Here is a 19,305-nt window from a genome sequence, read left to right on the forward strand (position 1 = left end):
GCGCCGCTCGACTCAAGCGGCCTCGACCATGGAGGCCGCGGCCTCCATGTCCACCGCGACGATGCGCGAGACGCCCTGCTCCTGCATCGTGACGCCGATCAACTGCTCGGCCATTTCCATGGCGATCTTGTTGTGGCTGATGAAGAGGAACTGGGTTTCGCGGCTCATGGCGGTCACGAGTTTGGCATAGCGCTCGGTGTTGGCGTCGTCCAGCGGCGCGTCCACTTCGTCCAGCAGGCAAAACGGCGCCGGGTTCAGCTGGAAGATGGCAAACACCAGCGCGATGGCCGTGAGCGCCTTCTCGCCGCCCGAGAGCAGGTGGATGGTCTGGTTCTTCTTGCCGGGCGGCTGCGCGAGCACCTGCACGCCGGCATCGAGGATTTCGTCGCCCGTCATCACCAGCCGCGCGTTGCCGCCGCCGAAGAGCTCGGGGAACATGCGGCTGAAGTGCTCGTTGACGATCTTGAACGTGCCGCCGAGCAGCTCGCGCGTTTCGGCGTCGATCTTGCGGATGGCATCTTCGAGCGTACCGATGGCTTCGTTCAGGTCGGCCGACTGGGCGTCGAGGAAGGTCTTGCGTTCGCTCGCGATCGCCAGTTCGTCGAGCGCGGCGAGGTTCACCGCGCCCAGCGCCACCACTTCGCGGTTGAGGCGGTCGATTTCGCTCTGCAGGCCGGTGAGGCGCACCTTGTCGGTCTCGATGGATTGCGCGATGGCTTCGAGGTCGGCGCCGGCGTCTTCCAGCAATTGCTGGTACTGCTCGACGCCCAGGCGCGCGGCCTGTTCCTTGAGCTGGAATTCGGTGATGCGCTGGCGCAGCGGATCGAGCTCGCGCTCCAGCTGCAGGCGGCGCTCGTCGCTCGCGCGCAGCTTGAGCGTGAGGTCGTCGTACTGGCTGCGCGATGCGCCGAGCGCAGTTTCGCGTTCGAGCTTGAGCGACAGCGCATCCTGCAGGCCGGCTTGCGCGGCGGCATCGGAGAGCCGGCCGAGTTCGGCGCGGGCACGCTCGTCTTCGTCGGTGAGCGCCACAACCTGCTGCGACGCGGTCTCGATGGCGCGATTCAGTTCGGCACGGCGCGCCTCGAGCGTGCGCTGCGAGAAGGTGGCTTCCTGCGCTTGACGTTCGAGGCTGCGGTGCTGCTCGCGGCTGGCATTCAGCGCGCGGCCGGCCTCGATCACGCGCTCGTCGAGCTGCGCATGGCGCTCCTGGCTGTCGGCCAGTTGCATGTCCAGCTCTTCGAAGCGGCCTTCGGCGGCGATGCGCTTCTCTTGCAGTTCTTCGAGCTGCGCATCGACTTCGCCAAGGTCGGAAGCCAGCTGCTGGCTGCGCGCACGCGTCTGCTCGGCGAGCTGGGTCATGCGCAGCGTCTCGACCTGCAATTCGTGGGCGCGCGACTGGGTGTCGGCCGCTTCGCGGCGCGCGGTCACGAGGCGCTGGGCGGCGTCGCCGTAGGCGGCTTCCGCACGGATCAGCGCGGTGCGCGCTTCTTCGTTGATGAGCGTCTGGGCCTTGAGCTGGCGCTCCAGGTTTTCCATTTCCTGCTGGCGGGCCAAAAGGCCGGCCTGCTCGGAATCGGGCGCGTAGAAGTTGACGCTGTGCGAGGACACGGCATGGCCGCTCTGCACGTAGATGACTTCGCCCGGCTGCAGCGTGGCGCGCTGCGCCAGTGCTTCTTCGAAACTCGCAGCGGTGTAGCAGCCATGGAGCCAGTCGTTCAGCAGCGCTTGCTGGCCGGCATCGTTCAGGCGCAACAGGCTCGACAACCGCGGCAGCGCGGCCGTGCCTTGCGGCGCGCCGGCCGACGGCGGGCTGTAGAACGCGAGCTTGGCCGGCGGCGCGTCGTTGCCGAAGGCACGGACCATGTCGAGCCGGCTGACTTCGAGCGCACCCAGGCGCTCGCGGAGGGCCGCTTCGAGCGCGCTTTCCCAGCCCTGCTCGATGTGGATGCGGCTCCACAGGCCCTGCAGGCCGTCCAGGCCATGCTTGGCGAGCCAGGGGGCCAGCTTGCCGTCGGTCTTGACCTTCTCCTGCAACGCACGCAGCGCTTCGAGCCGCGCCGAAAACTCGGCGTGGCGCGCACCTTCGGTGTTGACGGCCTGCTGTTTCGCGCGGCGGTCGTCGTCCAGTTGCGGCACGGCCTCTTGCAACTCGTGCAGACGGGCTTCGGCTTCGCTGGCGGTTTCCTGCGCGGCGGCAAGCTGCTCCTGCATGTCGAGCAGACGGGCCTCGTCGGGCGCGGCCAGCGCGTTCTGGTCGGCGCGCAGGCGTTCGCTGCGCTGCGTGAGCTGGCGGCTCTGGTCTTCGATGTTGCGCTGGTCGGCGGCCAACACCTGGATCTGCTGCTGCACCTGCGACACGGTCGTGCGCTGGTTGTTGGCTTCGTCCTGGGCGCGCTGCACGGCCTCTTCGAGCTCGGGCATGCGCGCGTCGTGTTCCTCGAGCTGGGCGGCCAGAAGGATCGCCTGCTCTTCGGCATCGACGCCCTTCCCGGCCAGCGTCTCGATCTCGGCCTCGGCCTCTTCGCGGCGTGTGCCCCACTGGCCCATCTGCTCGCGCAACTGGACCAGCCGCTGCTCGACGCGCTGGCGGCCTTCGACCACGAAACGGATCTCGCCTTCGAGCCGGCCGACTTCGGCACTGGCCTCATAGAGCTTGCCCTGCGCCTGGTTGACCTGGTCGCCGGCGGCGTAGTGGGCCTGGCGCACGGTCTCGAGTTCGGCTTCGATGTGGCGCAGGTCCGCAGTGCGCGATTCGAGGTCGTTGATCGCCCGCTCGGAATCGGCCTTGATCTTGGCCTGGTCGGCGTCGCTCTCGCTGCGCTTGAGGAACCACAGCTGGTGCTGCTTCTTGGTGGCTTCGCCCTGCAGCGTGTTGTAGCGCGCGGCCACCTCGGCCTGCTTCTCGAGCTTTTCGAGGTTGGCATTGAGTTCGCGCAGGATGTCCTCGACGCGCGTGAGGTTCTCGCGCGTGTCGCCCAGGCGGTTTTCGGTCTCGCGGCGGCGCTCCTTGTACTTGGAGACGCCGGCGGCTTCCTCGAGGAACAGGCGCAGTTCCTCGGGCTTGGATTCGATGATCCGGCTGATCGTGCCCTGGCCGATGATGGCGTAGGCGCGCGGGCCGAGGCCGGTGCCCAGGAACACGTCCTGCACATCGCGGCGGCGCACCGGCTGGTTGTTGATGTAGTAGCTGCTGGTGCCGTCGCGCGTGAGCACGCGCCGCACCGCAATTTCGCCGAACTGGTTCCACTGACCGCCGGCGCGGTGGTCGGCGTTGTCGAACACCAGCTCGACGCTCGAACGGCTGGCCTGCTTGCGGGTGGTCGTGCCGTTGAAGATCACGTCCTGCATCGACTCGCCGCGCAGTTCGGATGCGCGGGACTCGCCAAGCACCCAGCGCACCGCATCCATGATGTTCGACTTGCCGCAACCGTTGGGCCCGACCACGCCGACCAGTTGGCCCGGCAGCAGGAAGTTGGTGGGTTCGGCGAACGACTTGAAGCCCGAAAGCTTGATGGAATTGAGACGCACGACTTGTCGGCCTGCCTTGGCGTTAACGCCAAGGTATTGATTTGTAAGGAAAATTGCACGGGCTCGCTGCTCGAAGCGAGCCGCCGCCCCAGTCTTGGATGATAACGTCAGGGCATGAGTGTTTCTCCGGTTTTACCCCTTGCGGCGCGACGCACCTGCCTGTTGGCAGGCGCCGCCTCCTTGCTCGGCCTGGCGGGCTGCTCGTCGTTTCGCTCGACCGAGCGGGCCGAGCCCTATGCCAACCAGGAATGGCTGCAATCCGGCGCCAACCGCATCGCGAACCTCTCGCTGCGCGACAACCTGCAATCGATACGGCGCGTGCAGACCACGCTCTACAAGCGCAATCCACGGGAATGGCGCAAGTCGGCAGCCAGCATCGACGAGGCCAGTCAACGGGCCTGGGACGCGGTCCTCAAAGGCCCCGACCTCCCCGAGTTGCGCGGCGCCACCGGTATCGAGGCCATCCGGCTGGCTTTCGAGACCGGGCCGCAGCCCTACCAGGGCGACCGCGTCGCGGCGCTGGTGGTCGGCTGGGCCTCGATGCTCAAGCAGGCCAACGGCGGCACCTGGGAACAGACCATGATCGACGGCGTCGACGCCGAGAACAGCTACCGGGCCGCGCGCAATTTCGAGATATCGCTCTGGCTGATCTCCTCCAAGACCGGCCCCGACGGCCAGCCGCTGCTGCTGGCCACCGAGATCAGCGAGCGCGGCCGCAACCTCGTGGCCGACCGCGAGCTGTCGAAGGTGGTCGCCCGGCTCGATCTGCTGGCCGCGCAGGCCGACGAGAAATACCGCCGCGCGGCGCTCGATTTCGGGCAGAACTGGGTCATGGGCGTGGTCATGCCCTTTTTCACGCTGTTGCCGAAATAGGCCCGGCGGGTACCACAGACCAAGGGAAATATATTTCCCATAACTCTATTTACGGTAATATATTTCCGTGAACAAGCAGGAACTCATCACCACCCTGGCCGCGCGGCGCGATGCCACTGGCGTCTCGACCGCCGAGATCGCGCTGCGTTCGGGGCTCACCGAACGATCGGTGCGCAATGCCCTGAGCCTCCAGGGCAATCCGCAGCTGTCGTCCCTGCTCGCGCTGGTCGATGCGCTCGGGCTGGAACTGCAACTGGCGCCCAAGGGGTTCGGTGAAACCACTGGCACCGATCCCGGCTACCGCCCTGTCACCACCCGCGTGGGCCATGCGGTCGCACAGGCCCCGGCTCCGCCACCGTACACCACCACCAACAACAAGCGACGCTCGCCATGAACGTCAAGATATTGGAGATCTCGCTCGGCACACGACGCTTCGGCAAGCTCTTCCAGTACGCCGACCTGTGCCGCTTCGTGGCGGAACCCGAGCTGATCGCCGCGCCGCCGCCGGAGGTGCTGTCCCTGTCGATGGTGGCGAGCGATCCCTCGACACAGGCCGCTCTCTGGAGCGACGTAAAGAACCCGCTCTTCAATGCGCAGGGCGGCCAATTGCCGCGCTTCTTCCAGAACCTGCTGCCCGAAGGCGTGCTGCGCAGCCATATCGCGCAGTTGCGCGGCTGCCGGGAAAACGATCATTTCGAACTGCTTGCGGCCTGTGGCGGCGACCTGCCCGGGGCAGTGAGTGCCAAACCGGTCTCGGTGGACCGCGGCACGCTGCAGCGTCTCATCACCCAGGACCAGGACGCGCTCGAGATGTCCGTGGTCGAACTGCCGATGCCGCAGGGCATTTCGGTGTCGGGCGTACAGCCCAAGCTGGGCCTGCGCCGCCAGGGAGGGCGTTATGTGGCGCGCACGCGGGCCGGCGCGAGCACCCGCGTGATCGCCAAGCTGCCCGTGGCCGGACGGCCACACATGCCGCAGCTCGAAATGCTCTCGCTGCAGATGGCGCGCGCTGCGGGTGTCGAGGTATGCGAGGCCGAACTCGCACCGCTCTCGGCCATCAAGGCCGAGCACAGCTACGCATTGCCCGACGAGCCCGACTTCCTGGCCGTGACGCGCTTCGACCGTGACGGCGCGCGCCGCATCCATTTCGAAGATTTCGCGCAGGTGCTCGCCGTCGACCCGATGCACAAGTACAGCGCGAGCTACCTCGACATGGCGCTTGCGATGCAGGCCTTCCCCTCGCTGGGCGAGAGCGCGGTGCTCGAACTCGTACGGCGCCTCGCGGTGAACGACCTGCTCGGCAACCCCGACGCCCACCTCAAGAACTTCGGCGTGCTGTACGCCGACGGCATCGCACCACGGTTCGCGCCGGCCTACGACATCGTGGCGTACGCAGCGATCCAGGGCGTCGACGGCCATGCGCTTCCTCTCCTGCCGACGAACGCCGCAGCGCCCCGACGCACCGCCCTCTTCACGCCCGCCAACGTGCGCGCCTTCTGCTTTTCGACCGGCCTGCACGAACCACTGGTGCGCCGCGTGGTCACCGACACGGCACGCCTCGCACGCAGCCTCTGGCCCGAAATGATCGACGCCTCGACACTGCCTCTGCCATGGAAAAAGCGGCTGCAGCAGCGCTTGCAGGCACATCCCTTGCTGCAAGGCATGACGAAGCGCGGCAAATAGACGAACGTGAAAACACGCCCCCTAGAATGATTCAGCCCTTCACCCCTCAACCCATTCGAGGCAGCAGCAACTCATGAGCTCCATCAATTTCATCGGCGGCGAAAAAGGCGGTGTCGGCAAGTCGGTCACGGCGCGCGTCCTGGCGCAGTACTTCATCGACCGCAGCCGCCCCTTCACCGGCTTCGACACCGACCGTTCGCACAGCTCGTTCACCCGCTTCTACGAAGGCTTTGCCTCGCCCGTCGTAGTCGACAGCTACGAAGGCCTCGACACGGTGGTGAACGGCTTCGAAACCAACCCAAAGCAAAGCGTGATCGTCGACCTCGCAGCCCAGACGCTGGCCCCGCTGTCGCGCTGGATCAAGGAATCGGACCTGTTCGACGTCTTCGCCGAGATCGGCGTGACCGTCAACTTCTGGCACGTGCTCGACGATGGCAAGGACTCCACCGACCTGCTCGGCACGCTCATCGACACCTTCGGCAACCGGCCCAACTACATCGTGGTGCAGAACTACGGCCGCGGCAGCGACTTCGGAATGTTGCTGGCCTCGCAGTCGCTCTCCAAGGCGAATGCGAACGGCGCGCGCGTCATTGCGCTGCCACGTTTGCATGAAGCCAGCATGCGCAAGATCGATGCGCAGAACACGAGCTTCTGGAAGGCCGTGAACGATCGCGAAGGGCCGCATGCGCTGGGCCTGCTGGAACGCCAGCGCGTAAAATCGTGGCTCGCGACGGCCTACGCCGCGTTCGACACGCTGCCGCTGTAGCGGCGGCCTCGGCTCAGATCATCCCGCCGTTGATCGAGATCACCTGCCCGGTGATGTAGGCCGCGTCGTCGCTGGCCAGGAACGACGCCAGCGCGGCCACTTCCTGCGGTGTTCCCGCACGCTTCACCGGCACCATCTGGTTGATGACCGCGGGATCGAACACCGCATCCGCCATCGGCGAGGCGATGATCCCGGGCGCAATCGCATTGACCGTGACGCCGCGCGACGCCACTTCGAGCGACAGCGCCTTGGTCGCGCTATTGAGCGCGCCCTTGGCCGCGGCGTAGTTCACTTGCCCCCGGTTGCCCGCGATCGCCGACACCGACGAGATGTTCAGGATGCGCCCCCAGCGCGTGCGCATCATCGGCAGCAGCAACGGCTGCGTCACGCGGAAGAAGCCGTTGAGCGACACATCGATCACCTTGTGCCACTGATCGGCGCGCATGCCCGGCAGCACCGCGTCGTCATGCACGCCGGCGTTGTTGACGAGGATCTGGACCGCGCCGCCTTCCAGGATGCGCGCGCACGCAGCCGCGGAGGCCTCGTCACTGCGCAGATCGAACACATGGCATTCAGCCTTGCCGCCCGCCGCAGTGATCGAAGCCGCCAATTGCTCGACTGCTTCCGGCCGCGAATTGGCATGCAACAGCACCGTCGCACCATCCCGCGCAAATCGCTCGGCCATGGCCGCGCCGAGCGCGCCGCTGGCGCCCGTGATCAGCGCGCGTTTTCCTTCGAGACTCATGCTGCGGTGCTTTCTGTTGCAAGCGGTGTATTCAGGACCACCACGGCCCGGCCCTCGGCCAGCGTGCGGCCGTCGTCGGCATTCACCGTGAATTCATAGAGGATCTGACGCTCGTCGCCCGACAGGCGCCGGGCCTGCACGTGCAGTGCGCCTTCGATGTCGTCCAGCCGTGCGACGGCCAGCCGCACATTGCGCGCACTCGCCAGAAAACCGGCCGAGGGCGTGCTGCCTTCAGCAGCCAGCAGGCCGCCATGCAGCGCCATGGCCTGCGCCGCGTATTCGATGGCATTCGGGGCCAGCAATCCACCGGCCGTACGCAACGGGTTTTCCGCCAGCCTGTGGGTCGTCGTGCTGCAGCGGATCACCTCCGCATCCCACCCGTCGAGCCGGTCCAGGAGGCACATGCTGCCGCTGTGCGGAATGCGCGCGGCAATGCCCGCGCGGTCGAGCGTCTGCGGTGCCGTCAAGCGGCGGTCTCCAGGTCGGCGACCAGCAGCACGTTGGCGAACGGCGTGCCTTCGCTCATCGGAATGCTCTGCACACGGAAGCCCAGGCGCTGCAGCAGCGCCGTCCATTCGGCGAGCGGACGCCCCCAGGTCGGCGAGACCTTGTGGCCGCGAATGCGCGTCACCGTGCGGTCGACCCATTGGCTGATCGCGAAACCACGGCGGCTCGACGCATCGCCCACGCGCAGCAGCAAGCGGGCTTTCGGACTGCTACCACGCCGGAGCGCATCGCGCACGCGCGTCAGCACGCCTTCCTGCGCGGTGAGGTCCACGTAGTGCAGCACGTCGAGGATCACGACCAGGTCGCAGTCGGGCAAGGCGGCAGAGCACATGTCGGCGCACACCAGGCGCGGCGTCGGCTGCAGATGGCCGACCGATGCCTCGGCGCGCGCCACGTCCTTGGGCATCAGCTCGATGCCCGTGTAGTCCGCGGCGGCCGGCGTGGGCGCCCATGAAGCGGGCCAGCGCCCCTGCTGCTGCATTGCGCTCATCGACGCCAGCAGGCTCACGAACAGGCCCTGCCCACATCCGATGTCGACCACGCGCCGATGCTGCGCGTCGATCAGCCCGCGTTCGAGCAGGCCACGGAACACCGGGTCGCGCCCGAGCTTGCCGCGTGCGAACTGCCAGGCGAAGGTGCCGCCCTTCTTGTAGGGAACGGTGGCAGCTTCGTGCAGCTCGCGCCAGGCGTTGTCGGTCGATGGTGACGACATCACGGCACTCACGACTTCATCCCTTCGGGCAGGGTCACGGCGCGCAATCCATCGGCGCGCAGGCGTTCGAGCAACAAGGGCAGTACCTCCAGCAAAACGGGTTTTCCTTCGGCGGTGCGCGCGGCGTTGCCGTCGTGCAGCAACAGGATGTCGCGGGCCTGCAGGTTGCGGGCGAGGCGCGCCGTCACCTTGGCGGCGTCGCCTTCACGCGTGTCGAAACCGCGCCGCGTCCAGCTCACGAGCGAGAGGCCCAGTCGGTGCAGAACGGGTTCGAGAAAGGGATTGCGCAGGCCGGCGGGCGCGCGGAAACAGGTCGGGCGCTGGCCGGTGACCTCGGTCAGGATGTCCTGCGCCCGTGCGATTTCGCTCGCGAAGCCGCGTGGCCCGAGGAACGAAAAATTGTGCCGGTGCCGCGCCGTATGGTTCTGGATGCTGTGGCCGCGCGCGACGATCTCGCGCGCCAGTTCCGGATGCGCCAGCACGCGCTCGGCAATGCAGAAGAAGGTGGCGCGCTGGCCGTGGGCGTCCAGCAGGTCGAGCACGCGGGGGGTGACTTCGGGCTCCGGCCCGTCGTCGATGGTGATCGCCACTTCGCGGCGAGCGGCCGCCGCTTCGGGCAGCCGCGTGACGTTGGGTCCCAGCAGGTTGCTGCGCGGCGTGAGTCCGGCGCCGGTGATCAGCGCGTGGTTGAGCACGATCGCGCCGATGGCCCACGGCCACGCGCCCGGCACGAGCACGCCTGCGCCGATGGCCGCCACATGCAAGGCCGCGCTGGCGCGCATGGCCCGCGGCCAGGGCCAGGATTCGGAAGCAGTGACGGCTGCGGAAGACATGGCGGCAGATTTTCCCATCAGGAGCGCCGCACGGGCGGTGCCACGCGCCGGGCAAACGCCGCCGACAGCAGCAGCGCCAGCAAAGCCCCCGGGGCCACCACGCGACCGATTGACGACAGTGCCGGGATGTCCGATATCGCAATCAGGCCAAACGACACCACCGTTGTCAGATTGGCCAGCATCAGCGAGGCCAGCGTGTCTTCGTCCGCCCTCCCCGTTGTGCGCAGCTGGTCGAAGAACAGCGCGTAGTTCGAGCCCACCGCCACGATCAACAGCAGCCCCACCAAATGGAGGATGCCCAGCGCAGCCTGCGCCAGCGCCATGCCGCCGAGCGTGAGCATCACCGCGAACACCAGCGGCTGGCACACCGCCAGCAGCCGACGCCACGACCGCAGGTAGATGCCCAGCAGCACCACCACCGCCAGCGCACCGAGCAGCACCTGCACGAAAGCTTCGTGCAGGTAGCGCTGGTAGAGGCTCGCAAGTTCGCGGCCGACATCGACCACCTGCACGTCGGTCGTGCCCGCGAGCGCGGCTTCGAGCCGGCCCTGGTCGAACTTCGGTCCGGGGTGCAGCACCAGCAACGTCGCCCATCCGCCGCCCGGGCGCTGGTACATCAGCGTGTTCAGCACAGAGCCGAGCGGCCCGCCAGCCAGGTCGGCGCGCTGCACGGGCGATTGCTTGCGCGCCGCCTCGACGTCGGCCAGGAAAGGCCCGAGCCGCGAAGCCGGCAGCGGCATGCCCTTCGTGGCCTCGGCGAGACTGGCTTGCAGCGTGGCCGCATCGGGCAGGCTCGCGATGCGCGCCCGCTGCGTGGCCGCGCTGGGCAGCACGCGGGTGACGGCCTCATAGCCGATGAGTTCGCCCGTGTCGACCAGCGCATCGAGCTTCGCCGCCGCCGCTTCGGTGTTCTGCAGCGCCGCCTGATCGTCGTCGCCGTAGGCCACCACCAGCACGCCGCCGTCGCTCGCGCCGATGTCGTTGCGCAGCATTTCGTCGAGCTGCTGGGCCGACTTGGGCACCGGGCTCATCGCGCCCAGGTCGGCGCGCCAGAGGTGCCCGCCCTGCCACAGCACCAGACCCAGCGCAGCCACGCCGAGCGCAGCCAATGGCCAGCGCAGGCGCGGCAGGCCGCGCACCAGCATGCCGGCGACCTGCGCCATGTACTTGCGCATGCCCATGCCGGTCGCGCCATCGGGCGCGAGCATCGGCAGCACGTAGCGCGTGGCGAGCGCGGCCGAGACCAGGCCGGCGATGGAAAACACGCCGAGCTGCGCAAGCCCCGGAAAGCCCGAGAACACCAGCGCCGCGAAGCCGCACACCGAGGTCAACAGCCCGAGCCGCACGGTGGGCCAATTGAGGTCGCGCCAGCGCTGCCAGCCCGTGCCGGCCACGGCCGCCCCGCGTGCCTGGATCAGGTAATAGATGGCGTAGTCCACCGTCTCGCCGATCAGCGTGCTGCCGAACCCCAGCGTGAGGCCGTGCACCGAGCCGAACACCAGGCTCACGCTCGCGGTGCCGATCACCACGCCCGTCGCCACCGGCAGGAAGGCGATGAGCAACGCGCGCGGCGAAGCGAAAGCCAGCAGCAGCAGCACCCCCATCACGATGCCGCCGACGATCGCCAGATGGATCGCTTCGGTCTTGATCTTGTCGCGGCTCATCACCGAGAACACCGGTGGGCCGCTCAGCAGCAGCTTGGGCCTGGCTTCGCCCATCTCGCGCGTGGCGGCTTCGAAGGCCGCGTGCACCTTCGCGATGGCCACGGCCTGCGCATCGAGGTCGCTGCCCGCTGCGCGCGTGGTGGCGATCATCAGCGCGCGCGGCGCGGTGCGCGACATCCACACGCCGTCTTCGCTGCGCGGCGCGCTCGCCGGCACCAGCTCCATGGCGATGCGCTGGGTCTCGCCGGTCGGGTCGCGGTCGAGGAAGGGCTTGATCACGTTGCCGGCCGGCGTGCCCAGCATCGACAGCGTCTCGTTGATCGCGTCGCGCAGGCCCTCGGCGGTGAAGTGCCCCGGCATGGCCGCGGGCGAAAGCTGGTAGCGGTGCTCGAACACCCAGGTGCCGGCTTCGCTCCAGTCGCCGACGTCGCCGTTCTGGACCAGGTCGAAGAGCTGGCTCTCGCGCATGGCCTTCGCCGTCGCACGCGATGCTGCGGCGCGCTGCTCGGCGCTGCCGCCTTCCATGCCCAGCATCAGCGTGCGCGAGGCGACGCCGCTTTGCAGTTGTTCGATCAGCACCCTCTGGCGCAGGTCGGGGCTCTTGGGCAGGAAGGCCGAGAGATCGGCGCCGATCTGCGTGCGCGCGATGACGACGGCGCCGCACAACAGCACCAGCAGCCATGCGATCAGCACGATGGCCCTGCGCCGCCAGCCCGGCGGACCGCCGGCCTGCGGCGCCGCGGTCACGCCGGTCACGGTGTGGTGCGTCCGGTCGCGCCGGACGGGGCCGCGTTGGTCGCCGGGGCCGCGGGAGCGTTCGGCGAGATGGTCATGACCGAGCGGTCACCGCCGATGAACTCCATCTCCAGCCCCAGAACGTCGCTCGCGCGGCCGCTGATGCGGATGCTGCGCACCTGCGCGGCCAGCCGGCTGTCCATGGGCGTGAGGTCGAGCGTCCACTTGCCCGGCGCGCCCGTCACCGTGCTCTTGAAATAGCGCTGCAGCGTGACGCCATCGCCGCTCAGCGTGCCGCGCATGGCTTCGACCAGGCCGAGCAGCTCGGGCATGCTGTCCAGTGCCAGCGTGCGGTTGCGGCCGCCGCGCGAGAGCGTGAGCGTGTTGCCATCGACGGCCATGGTCTCGGTGCGCGGGGACAAGGTGCGGCGCACGAGCTTGTCAGGCGCATCGAAGCTCAACGTGCCGCTCGCATCGAGCGGGCCTTCCAGGCCGTGCACGAAGCGTTGTTCGGTGAAGCGGGCCTCGCCGCTCTTCTGCCTGGCCAGGAGGCCCATCAACTCGGGCAGGTCGAACGCCCACGCCGGCGCGGCACAAAAAGCCACCGCAAGCACCAACACCTTGCAAAGTCGGTCAAGCCGCATCTTCGAGCCAGAAATCATGAAAGTTGAACCAGTTGTACGGATAAGCGCGGCACAGCGCCTCCAGGCGAGCGACGTAGGCCTCGACCGCGGCGCGGATGCGCCGCTCGCGGTCTGCGGCGTCGACCGCCGGCTCGGCAAAGTCGGCCAGCGGATCGAATCGGACATCGTAGCGAGCGCCGCCGCCATAAAGGCCGGCCATGAAGAACACCTTGCGGCGCAGCAGCGCCGCAAGACGGAACGGCCCGTCGTTGAAGGAGGCCGGCTGGCCAAGGAACGGCAGCACGATGTTGTTGCCGCGGTGGTGCGAGGGCTGGTCTTCGCTGCCCGGCAGGGTGCGGTCGGCCAGCATGCCGCCCAGGCCGCCGTCGTCGAGCCAGTCGCGCAGCGCGAGCATCGAATTCGGCCGGCCGAGCGCGATCACGTGCGGCCGCATCTCGGGCACCGCGATGTGGTTGAGGATGGCCGTGATGCGCTGCGCGTTGTCGGGGTACATCAGCATCGCGAGGCGCAGGCTCTGCTGCTGCGTGCGGTGCTTGCAGGCACCCATCACCTCGAAGCTGCCCACGTGCGCACCGAGCAGAAAGGCGCCCCGCCCTTCGGCGGCCTCGGTCTCGAGCGGCACGTTGCCCTCGATCGTCAGCTTGAAGAGGTCCATGCGCCCGCGGAGGAAATACACCCGGTCGAGCACCGTCGAGGAGAACGCGTGCAGCAGCCGGTAGCCGTCGATCCAGCCCGCGTGCGGGCCGATGGCGCGAAACAGGTAGCGCTTGATCTGCCGGCGCGGCGACGGTGCGAACAGCAGGAAGTAAAGGCTGATCGGCGGCAGCAGCAGCCGCGTGATGTGGCGCCCGCACACCAGGGCCATGAAGCAGATGAAGCGCAGCGCGAGCATGTTGCTGCGCTCGGGCGCCTGCGTCCAGCCGCTCTTCTGCGGCGGGGTCTGGGCAGTCCGGGCGGCCTCGTTGACGGCGCGCGTTTCGGCATCGGTGTGCTTCATCACGCAGACTCTTGCACGGCGGTCCAGCGGCCGGTGACAGCCACCACGCCGTCGCAACGCACGTCGAAACGCACGCCGCGGCCGGCACCGGCTTCCGGGTGCAGCTCGATGGAAAGCGTGCTGCCGGGCCGCACCGGGGCCAGGAACTTCGCCGCAGCGAGCGTCGGGCTCGCTCCGAGCCGCGCGACCAGCGCCGGCACACGCCGGATGGCCTCCATGACCTCGGCCAGCACCAGCGCACCGGGCAGCAGCGGCTGGCCGGGGAAATGGCCGGCGAAAGAGGGATGGTCAGTGGGCACGGTGTGGACGATCTTCACCGGCGTGTCGTCTTCCGCGAGTTGCGCCAGCGCGAACTCGCGCAGCGCCCGCACCGTGAGCTTGCCGGTGCCTTCGCGCGGAAAGGACTTCACCTGCACCACGCGCCGCGGCACGAACACCGCCTCCAGGCGCTGCCGCAGCGCCGCGATGATCGCGCCCGAAGTCAACGTCGGCGCGACCACGAAGGCCACCGGCCGCACCACGCCGTCGGCCACTTCGTCAGGCAGCCAGAACGCACCGTCGTCGACGCCGGGAATGCTGTTCAGGTGGTAGTTCAGGTGCGCGAGCGAACTGCGCCGGCCAGCCACGTGGATCAGGTCGTTTGCGCGGCCGAACAGGCGAAAGCGCCGGTGGTCCAGCAACTCGAGCACGTCGGCCAGCGGCGTCGGCTCGGGCAGGAAATCGCCTTCGAAGATGAAGCGCTCGGGGCCATCGCCCTCGCCCGGCTCCGCACGCACGCGGATCTGGCCAAAGTTTTCCCAGATCTCGCTCTCGGTGGTGCGTCGCGTGGCGACCTGGCCCGACTCGGTGCTTCCGTAGATCTCGAGCAGCACGCCGCCCGTGGCCTGCTCGGCCTGGAGCGCGAGCTGCGGCGACAGCGGCGCGGTGGCCGAAAGGATCAGGTCCACCGGCGGCAGCTCGATGCCCGAGAGCAGCAGCGTCTTCAGATGGAACGGCGTGGTCACCAGCGCGCGCGGACGCGGCACCGAGGCCAGCGTCTGCGCCACGTCGGCCGGAAAGAAAGGCCGCCCGCTTTCGAAAATGGCGCCGCCCAGCATCGCCAGCAGCACCGACGATTCGAGTCCGTAGCTGTGCTGCACGGGCACGGTCGCGACCAGCGTGAGGCCCTCGAGCGACGGACGACCGAGTACGCGGCTGAGCCGCTCGACCGCGACAGCCACGTCGCCCACCAGCGTGCGCCAGGTCTTGGCGTGGGGCTGCGGCGCGCCGGTGGAGCCCGAGGTGAGCAGGCTGGCCGCGTGCATCGCACCATCGAACGCGGGCACGGTCGCGCTCGCGTCGCCTTCTAGGCTGGAGCGGTCTTCGATCAGCACGCGCTGCATGCCGGGCGTCTGGAGCTTCGTGTCGTCGGTGAGCGCGAAAAGGCGGGTGCCGTGGCTCTCGACCAGGCGCGCCAGCGTGTCGGGCCGCGCGTCGGGCGGCAACAGGCTCGCATGGCCGCGCATCAGCGCGGCGCCGAGGCTCACCGCGAAGGCGTAGCGGTCGACGCACAGGTTGACCGCGGGGCCTTCGGCCGGCAGCACCGGCGCGAAGCGGGCCACGTCGGCCAGGAACTGGCGGGTGCTCACGGGCACGCCCGCGCGCCAGGCCAATGGGGCGTCGGGGTCGCGGTCCGCGAGCAGGGGCAGGAAGTGGGGGTCTGTCGTCACGCGGGCTGCGCCTGTGTCATCGGGGGCCGGCGCCGTTGTCGATCGTGGAGGTGCCGTAGAAGGCGCGCACCGCGTCGACGAGCCGGGTGCGCTCGAACTCCGGGTGCAGCCTGTAGCGCACCAGGTGCTCGCCGACAAAAAGCAGCGCCACCGTCAACGGCGACAGCACATTGGCCAGCAGCGACCAGGCCGAGAACGGCAGGGTCAGGTAGACCACGATCGACGACACGACCACCACCGCGAAATACACGGTCCAGACCTGCGTGAGATGCGTCGTGTAGGACAGCATGTGCCCCTTGAGCGGATGCACGCGCTGCGCGAACTGCGTGATCAGCGGCAGCCCGCGGCCGCGCAGCGTGGAGCCGAACCAGCCGCACAGCGCGCCGTTGATGCCCACGTGCTGCAGCACATAGAGACGGTTCGGATCGCCCGCTTCACCCAGGAAGACCAGCGAGAAGCCGCCGATGCCCAGTGCCAGCGCCGCGGCAAAGCCCCAGCGGCCGAACCAGCTGGCCGCCATGCCCATGGCGGCGATCCAGAGCGGCCCCAGAAGCACCACCACCGCCCACGGCTCGGTGGCGTGGAACAGGGTCATCCAGTGAGAGAGGCCGGCATAGCCCACTCCCACCAGCAGCAGGAGCGCCAGTCGCCATCGTGACATGGATCAGGAAGCGCTGCGGTGCTGGGCGACGTGGGTCGCGAGCGTGCGCAGCGACTGGAAGATCTGCTGGTTGCGTTCGTCATCCGAACGCAGCTGGAAACCGTAGCGCCGCGAGACTTCGAGCGCAACTTCGAGGATGTCGATGGAGTCCAGGCCCAGGCCTTCGCCGTACAGCGGCTCGGTGGGAACGATGTCCTCGGGCGCAACCTCGAGATTGAGGGCGTTCACGAGCAGCACGGCGAGTTCTTTTTCGATCGGCGACTGTTCGGACGCATCGCCAGTGGCGGGAATGGGGGGCTGAGCAGTCGATGACAAAAAAACCTCCTGAAAACTTTTTCCTGAACCTATCGTGCGGCCGTGGATTATAGGAGTGCCGCTTGATTAGACTGACCGCTTCGATACGACCCGGAGCCCTCCATGGCAGACCCCCTTCTGATCGCCCGCCACGACAGCATCGAGTGCGCCCTCCTCCCCAGTCTTGCCAACCGCCACGGCCTGATCACCGGCGCCACCGGCACGGGCAAGACCGTCACCCTCCAGACCATCGCCGAGAAGCTCTCCAGCATCGGCGTGCCGGTGTTCATGGCCGACGTCAAGGGCGACCTGACGGGCATCAGCCAGAAAGGCACCATCGGCGACAAGCTGGCCGCCACGCTGAAGGAACGCGGCATCGACGTGCCCGAACCCTCCGCCTGCCCCGTCACGCTGTGGGACGTTTTCGGCGAGCAGGGCCACCCGGTGCGCGCCACCGTCTCCGACATGGGCCCGCTGCTGCTCGGCCGCATGCTCGACGTGAACGAAACCCAGGCCGGCGTGCTGAACCTGGTGTTCAAGATCGCCGACGACAACGGCATGCTGCTGCTCGACCTGAAGGACCTGCGCGCGATGCTGCAGTACGTAGGCGAGAACTCCAGCCAGTTCACCACCCAGTACGGCAACATCAGCGCCGCCAGCGTGGGCGCCATCCAGCGCGGCCTGCTGCAGATCGAGACCCAGGGCGGCGACAAGTTCTTCGGCGAGCCGATGCTCAACATCGCCGATTTCATGCAGACCGTGGGCGGCAAGGGCGTGGTCAACGTGCTGGCCGCCGACAAGCTGATGAACTCGCCGCGCCTGTACGCGACCTTCCTCTTGTGGATGCTGTCGGAGTTGTTCGAGCAACTGCCCGAAATCGGCGACCCCGACCAGCCCAAGCTGGCTTTCTTCTTCGACGAGGCCCACCTGCTCTTCAACGAGGCCCCCAAGGCGCTGGTGGAACGCATCGAGCTCGTCGTACGGCTTGTGCGCTCCAAGGGCGTGGGCGTGTATTTCGTCACCCAGAACCCGCTGGACATTCCCGACACGGTGCTGGCGCAGCTCGGCAACCGCGTGCAGCATGCGCTGCGCGCCTTCACCCCGCGCGACCAGAAGGCCGTGAAGGCCGCCGCCAGCACGATGCGCCAGAAGCCGGGCCTGGACATCGAGACCGCCATCACCGAACTCGCCGTCGGCGAGGCGCTGGTGAGCTTCCTCGATGCCAAGGGCCGCCCGAGCGTGACCGAGCGCGTGTTCGTGCTGCCGCCCGGCAGCCAGCTCGGCCCGATCACGCCCGACCAGCGCAAGGCATTGGTCGCCAACTCGCTCGTCGCCGGCGTCTACGAGAAAACAGTGGACCGCGAGTCGGCCTACGAAAAGCTCAAGGGCCGCGCCGAGTCCGCACCCGATGCGCCCGCTGCCAAAACGCCGGCCGGCAAGGCCGGCACCGAGGAAGCCGGCTCCGGCATGGGCGGCATGCTCAACGACATGATCTTCGGCAGCACCGGCCCGCGCGGCGGCAAGCGCGACGGCCTGGTGCAGACCATGGCCAAGTCGGCGGTGCGCACCATGGGCACCTCGGTGGGCAAGGAAATCCTGCGCGGCGTGCTCGGCGGAATCTTCGGCAGCAAGAAGCGCTGAGCGCCAGGCGCCGGCAGCGCTTACCAGCGCAGCAGGCGCGAGCCCAGCGCAGCGCCCACCAGCACCGGCACGGCAATGCCGCTCACATACCAGACCGCCAGGAACGGCGCGGTGAGCTCCATGCAGTGCAGCGCATAGACCGCGGCGCCGACACCACCCGCGAGCGCCCCCGCAGCGGCGCCCGCCAGCGCGGGCTGCGTGGGCGCCAGCCCCTTGAGCGCCACCATCGTGGCCGCGAAAACCGGCAGTGCCATCAGCCCGATGCTCGCCGCGCAGATGCGCCACGACTGCCCCATGAGCGACGGCATCCGGTCATCGGCCGGCAGGGCGAACCACGCGGCCACGGCCAGCGCCCAGATGCCCAGCACGGGCAGCGCCGCGCCGGCCCAGGCATGCCGCACGGCAACACCCGGCCGTGCGAGCCGCTGCACCATCACGAAGCCGGCTGCCGCGATGCACAGCGGAAACAGCACCTTGACCCAGAACATCGGCCAGAACATGGCCTGCACCAGGTCGCGCCGCACGCCGTACGCGGCGAACAGGATGATCAAAGACAACGGCACGCCGACCACCAGCGCCAGCCTGAGCCGCCGGTTCGTGGCGTGGCGCGGCACCGCGACGGGGCCGTTCGCCAGCATCGCGACCAGGTCGTCGGTCTTCATGCGGCTGCCCTCCAGTCATGGCCGAAGCGCGCGGCCAGCGCCTTGAGCCCGCGGTGGATGCCGACCTTCACCGCCGACTCCGACATGCCCGTGAGGCTCGCGGTCTCGGCGACCGAGAGGCCCTCGATCTTCACGTGCACGATCGGCAGGCGCTGGCGTTCGGGCAGCGTCTCGAGCAGGCCACCCAGGTCGCGCCTCGCATCGCTTGCTTCGGTGGCCGAATCGGCGAACACCGCGAGATCGTCGTCCAGCGGGTCATGCAGGTCTTCGCGGACCGACTTGGCACGCAGCAGGTCGATCATCTTGTAGCGCGCAATGGCATGCACCCAGGCCGTCAGCGGCTGGTCGCTCTGGTAGGTGTGGCGCTGGTTGTGCATGGCGAGCAGGCATTCCTGGACAAGGTCTTCCACTTCATCGGGCCAGCCAAAGAGGCGCTTGCCCAGAAAGGCGCGCAGGTGCGCGCTGAGTTTCTGCAGGAATTCGCGGTAGGCGTTCGCATCGCCATCGAGGCCCCGAAGGAACAGGCTCCGCAGCGCCGCTTCCGCGTCGCCCATCTGCATCCTGCTGCTCATAGGGGTTCGTGCCATCGGGCTGGCTGGTTACAGCCGGGTCGAAAAATAGTGCGTTGGATTGTGCCGTGACATGCAAGGT

General features: G+C 68.3%; 18 protein-coding genes. 5 read left to right on the forward strand and 13 right to left on the reverse strand.

Annotated features, from left to right (window positions below; all coding sequences use genetic code 11):
- Positions 1–12 precede the first annotated feature (12 nt).
- On the reverse strand, positions 13–3,528 hold the full coding sequence (gene smc / locus J2W23_RS20465) for a chromosome segregation protein SMC (protein ID WP_307650033.1): 3,516 nt from the start codon (positions 3,526–3,528) through the stop codon (positions 13–15).
- Positions 3,529–3,690: 162 nt separating this feature from the next.
- Between smc and J2W23_RS20470 the strand changes: the two genes are divergently transcribed.
- From J2W23_RS20470 to J2W23_RS20485, 4 genes are all read left to right on the forward strand, one after another.
- On the forward strand, positions 3,691–4,401 hold the full coding sequence (locus tag J2W23_RS20470) for a hypothetical protein (protein WP_307650034.1): 711 nt from the start codon (positions 3,691–3,693) through the stop codon (positions 4,399–4,401).
- A gap of 67 nt (positions 4,402–4,468) precedes the next feature.
- On the forward strand, positions 4,469–4,795 hold the full coding sequence (locus J2W23_RS20475; RefSeq protein ID WP_307650035.1) for a helix-turn-helix domain-containing protein: 327 nt from the start codon (positions 4,469–4,471) through the stop codon (positions 4,793–4,795).
- Positions 4,792–6,084 (forward strand): type II toxin-antitoxin system HipA family toxin, encoded by a 1,293-nt coding sequence (locus J2W23_RS20480; protein WP_307650036.1) that lies wholly within the window; start codon positions 4,792–4,794, stop codon positions 6,082–6,084. The genes J2W23_RS20475 and J2W23_RS20480 overlap by 4 nt, the downstream gene beginning before the upstream one ends.
- A 73-nt stretch (positions 6,085–6,157) precedes the next feature.
- The gene (locus tag J2W23_RS20485) at positions 6,158–6,850 is read left to right on the forward strand and encodes a mobilization protein (protein WP_307650037.1); all 693 of its coding nucleotides are present in this window, start codon (positions 6,158–6,160) and stop codon (positions 6,848–6,850) included.
- Between the two features lie 13 nt (positions 6,851–6,863).
- Here J2W23_RS20485 and fabG read toward each other — a convergent pair whose 3' ends face one another.
- The 10 genes from fabG to J2W23_RS20535 are packed head-to-tail and all read right to left on the reverse strand — an operon-like array spanning position 6,864 to position 16,372.
- Entirely contained in the window at positions 6,864–7,595 is a 732-nt protein-coding gene (gene fabG, locus J2W23_RS20490) for a 3-oxoacyl-ACP reductase FabG (RefSeq protein WP_307650038.1), read from the reverse strand.
- Positions 7,592–8,062, reverse strand: a complete 471-nt coding sequence (locus J2W23_RS20495) for a hydroxymyristoyl-ACP dehydratase (RefSeq protein ID WP_307650039.1) — start codon at positions 8,060–8,062, stop codon at positions 7,592–7,594. Before J2W23_RS20495 ends, fabG begins: the two co-directional genes overlap by 4 nt.
- A complete protein-coding gene (locus J2W23_RS20500) occupies positions 8,059–8,814 on the reverse strand; it encodes a class I SAM-dependent methyltransferase (RefSeq protein WP_373423966.1) in 756 nt (251 codons plus the stop codon). Before J2W23_RS20500 ends, J2W23_RS20495 begins: the two co-directional genes overlap by 4 nt.
- 8 nt (positions 8,815–8,822) lie before the next feature.
- A complete protein-coding gene (locus J2W23_RS20505) occupies positions 8,823–9,665 on the reverse strand; it encodes a polysaccharide deacetylase family protein (protein ID WP_307650041.1) in 843 nt (280 codons plus the stop codon).
- Positions 9,665–12,067 (reverse strand): MMPL family transporter, encoded by a 2,403-nt coding sequence (locus J2W23_RS20510; RefSeq protein WP_307650042.1) that lies wholly within the window; start codon positions 12,065–12,067, stop codon positions 9,665–9,667. The genes J2W23_RS20505 and J2W23_RS20510 overlap by 1 nt, the downstream gene beginning before the upstream one ends.
- Positions 12,064–12,651 carry a LolA-related protein gene (locus J2W23_RS20515; RefSeq protein ID WP_307650043.1) on the reverse strand — a complete coding sequence of 196 codons (588 nt, stop codon included), beginning with the start codon at positions 12,649–12,651 and terminating at the stop codon, positions 12,064–12,066. Before J2W23_RS20515 ends, J2W23_RS20510 begins: the two co-directional genes overlap by 4 nt.
- Positions 12,652–12,679: 28 nt before the next feature.
- Positions 12,680–13,687, reverse strand: coding sequence for an acyl-CoA synthetase (locus tag J2W23_RS20520; RefSeq protein ID WP_307650044.1), 1,008 nt, complete (start codon positions 13,685–13,687; stop codon positions 12,680–12,682).
- Complete coding sequence (locus J2W23_RS20525) at positions 13,687–15,396, reverse strand: AMP-binding protein (RefSeq protein WP_307650045.1); 1,710 nt, start codon at positions 15,394–15,396, stop codon at positions 13,687–13,689. Before J2W23_RS20525 ends, J2W23_RS20520 begins: the two co-directional genes overlap by 1 nt.
- Before the next feature lie 16 nt (positions 15,397–15,412).
- Complete coding sequence (locus J2W23_RS20530; RefSeq protein WP_176657580.1) at positions 15,413–16,057, reverse strand: hypothetical protein; 645 nt, start codon at positions 16,055–16,057, stop codon at positions 15,413–15,415.
- A gap of 3 nt (positions 16,058–16,060) precedes the next feature.
- Positions 16,061–16,372: a phosphopantetheine-binding protein gene (locus J2W23_RS20535; protein ID WP_176657581.1), complete on the reverse strand. Its 312-nt coding sequence runs from the start codon at positions 16,370–16,372 to the stop codon at positions 16,061–16,063.
- A 102-nt stretch (positions 16,373–16,474) separates the two neighbouring features.
- Between J2W23_RS20535 and J2W23_RS20540 the strand changes: the two genes are divergently transcribed.
- Positions 16,475–17,992 (forward strand): helicase HerA-like C-terminal domain-containing protein, encoded by a 1,518-nt coding sequence (locus tag J2W23_RS20540; RefSeq protein WP_307650046.1) that lies wholly within the window; start codon positions 16,475–16,477, stop codon positions 17,990–17,992.
- A 20-nt stretch (positions 17,993–18,012) separates the two neighbouring features.
- On the opposite strand, the gene J2W23_RS20545 is transcribed toward J2W23_RS20540, so the two are convergent.
- Together J2W23_RS20545 and J2W23_RS20550 are read right to left on the reverse strand one after the other, a co-directional pair.
- Positions 18,013–18,654 (reverse strand): DUF1109 domain-containing protein, encoded by a 642-nt coding sequence (locus tag J2W23_RS20545; protein ID WP_307650047.1) that lies wholly within the window; start codon positions 18,652–18,654, stop codon positions 18,013–18,015.
- Positions 18,651–19,226, reverse strand: coding sequence for a sigma-70 family RNA polymerase sigma factor (locus J2W23_RS20550; protein ID WP_307650048.1), 576 nt, complete (start codon positions 19,224–19,226; stop codon positions 18,651–18,653). The genes J2W23_RS20545 and J2W23_RS20550 overlap by 4 nt, the downstream gene beginning before the upstream one ends.
- Between the last annotated feature and the right edge of the window lie 79 nt (positions 19,227–19,305).

This window comes from Variovorax boronicumulans (assembly GCF_030812215.1).
Taxonomy (GTDB): Bacteria; Pseudomonadota; Gammaproteobacteria; order Burkholderiales; family Burkholderiaceae_C; genus Variovorax; species Variovorax boronicumulans_C.

Bases quoted from the DNA above. Each gene is read 5' to 3' on its own strand.
- J2W23_RS20485 (WP_307650037.1), top strand. From the start codon at position 6,158: ATGAGCTCCATCAATTTCATCGGCGGCGAAAAAGGCGGTGTCGGCAAG.
- J2W23_RS20545 (WP_307650047.1), bottom strand. From the start codon at position 18,654: ATGAAGACCGACGACCTGGTCGCGATGCTGGCGAACGGCCCCGTCGCG.
- J2W23_RS20520 (WP_307650044.1), bottom strand. From the start codon at position 13,687: ATGAAGCACACCGATGCCGAAACGCGCGCCGTCAACGAGGCCGCCCGG.
- J2W23_RS20550 (WP_307650048.1), bottom strand. From the start codon at position 19,226: ATGAGCAGCAGGATGCAGATGGGCGACGCGGAAGCGGCGCTGCGGAGC.
- J2W23_RS20530 (WP_176657580.1), bottom strand. From the start codon at position 16,057: ATGTCACGATGGCGACTGGCGCTCCTGCTGCTGGTGGGAGTGGGCTAT.
- J2W23_RS20540 (WP_307650046.1), top strand. From the start codon at position 16,475: ATGGCAGACCCCCTTCTGATCGCCCGCCACGACAGCATCGAGTGCGCC.
- J2W23_RS20480 (WP_307650036.1), top strand. From the start codon at position 4,792: ATGAACGTCAAGATATTGGAGATCTCGCTCGGCACACGACGCTTCGGC.
- J2W23_RS20505 (WP_307650041.1), bottom strand. From the start codon at position 9,665: ATGGGAAAATCTGCCGCCATGTCTTCCGCAGCCGTCACTGCTTCCGAA.
- J2W23_RS20500 (WP_373423966.1), bottom strand. From the start codon at position 8,814: ATGTCGTCACCATCGACCGACAACGCCTGGCGCGAGCTGCACGAAGCT.
- fabG (WP_307650038.1), bottom strand. From the start codon at position 7,595: ATGAGTCTCGAAGGAAAACGCGCGCTGATCACGGGCGCCAGCGGCGCG.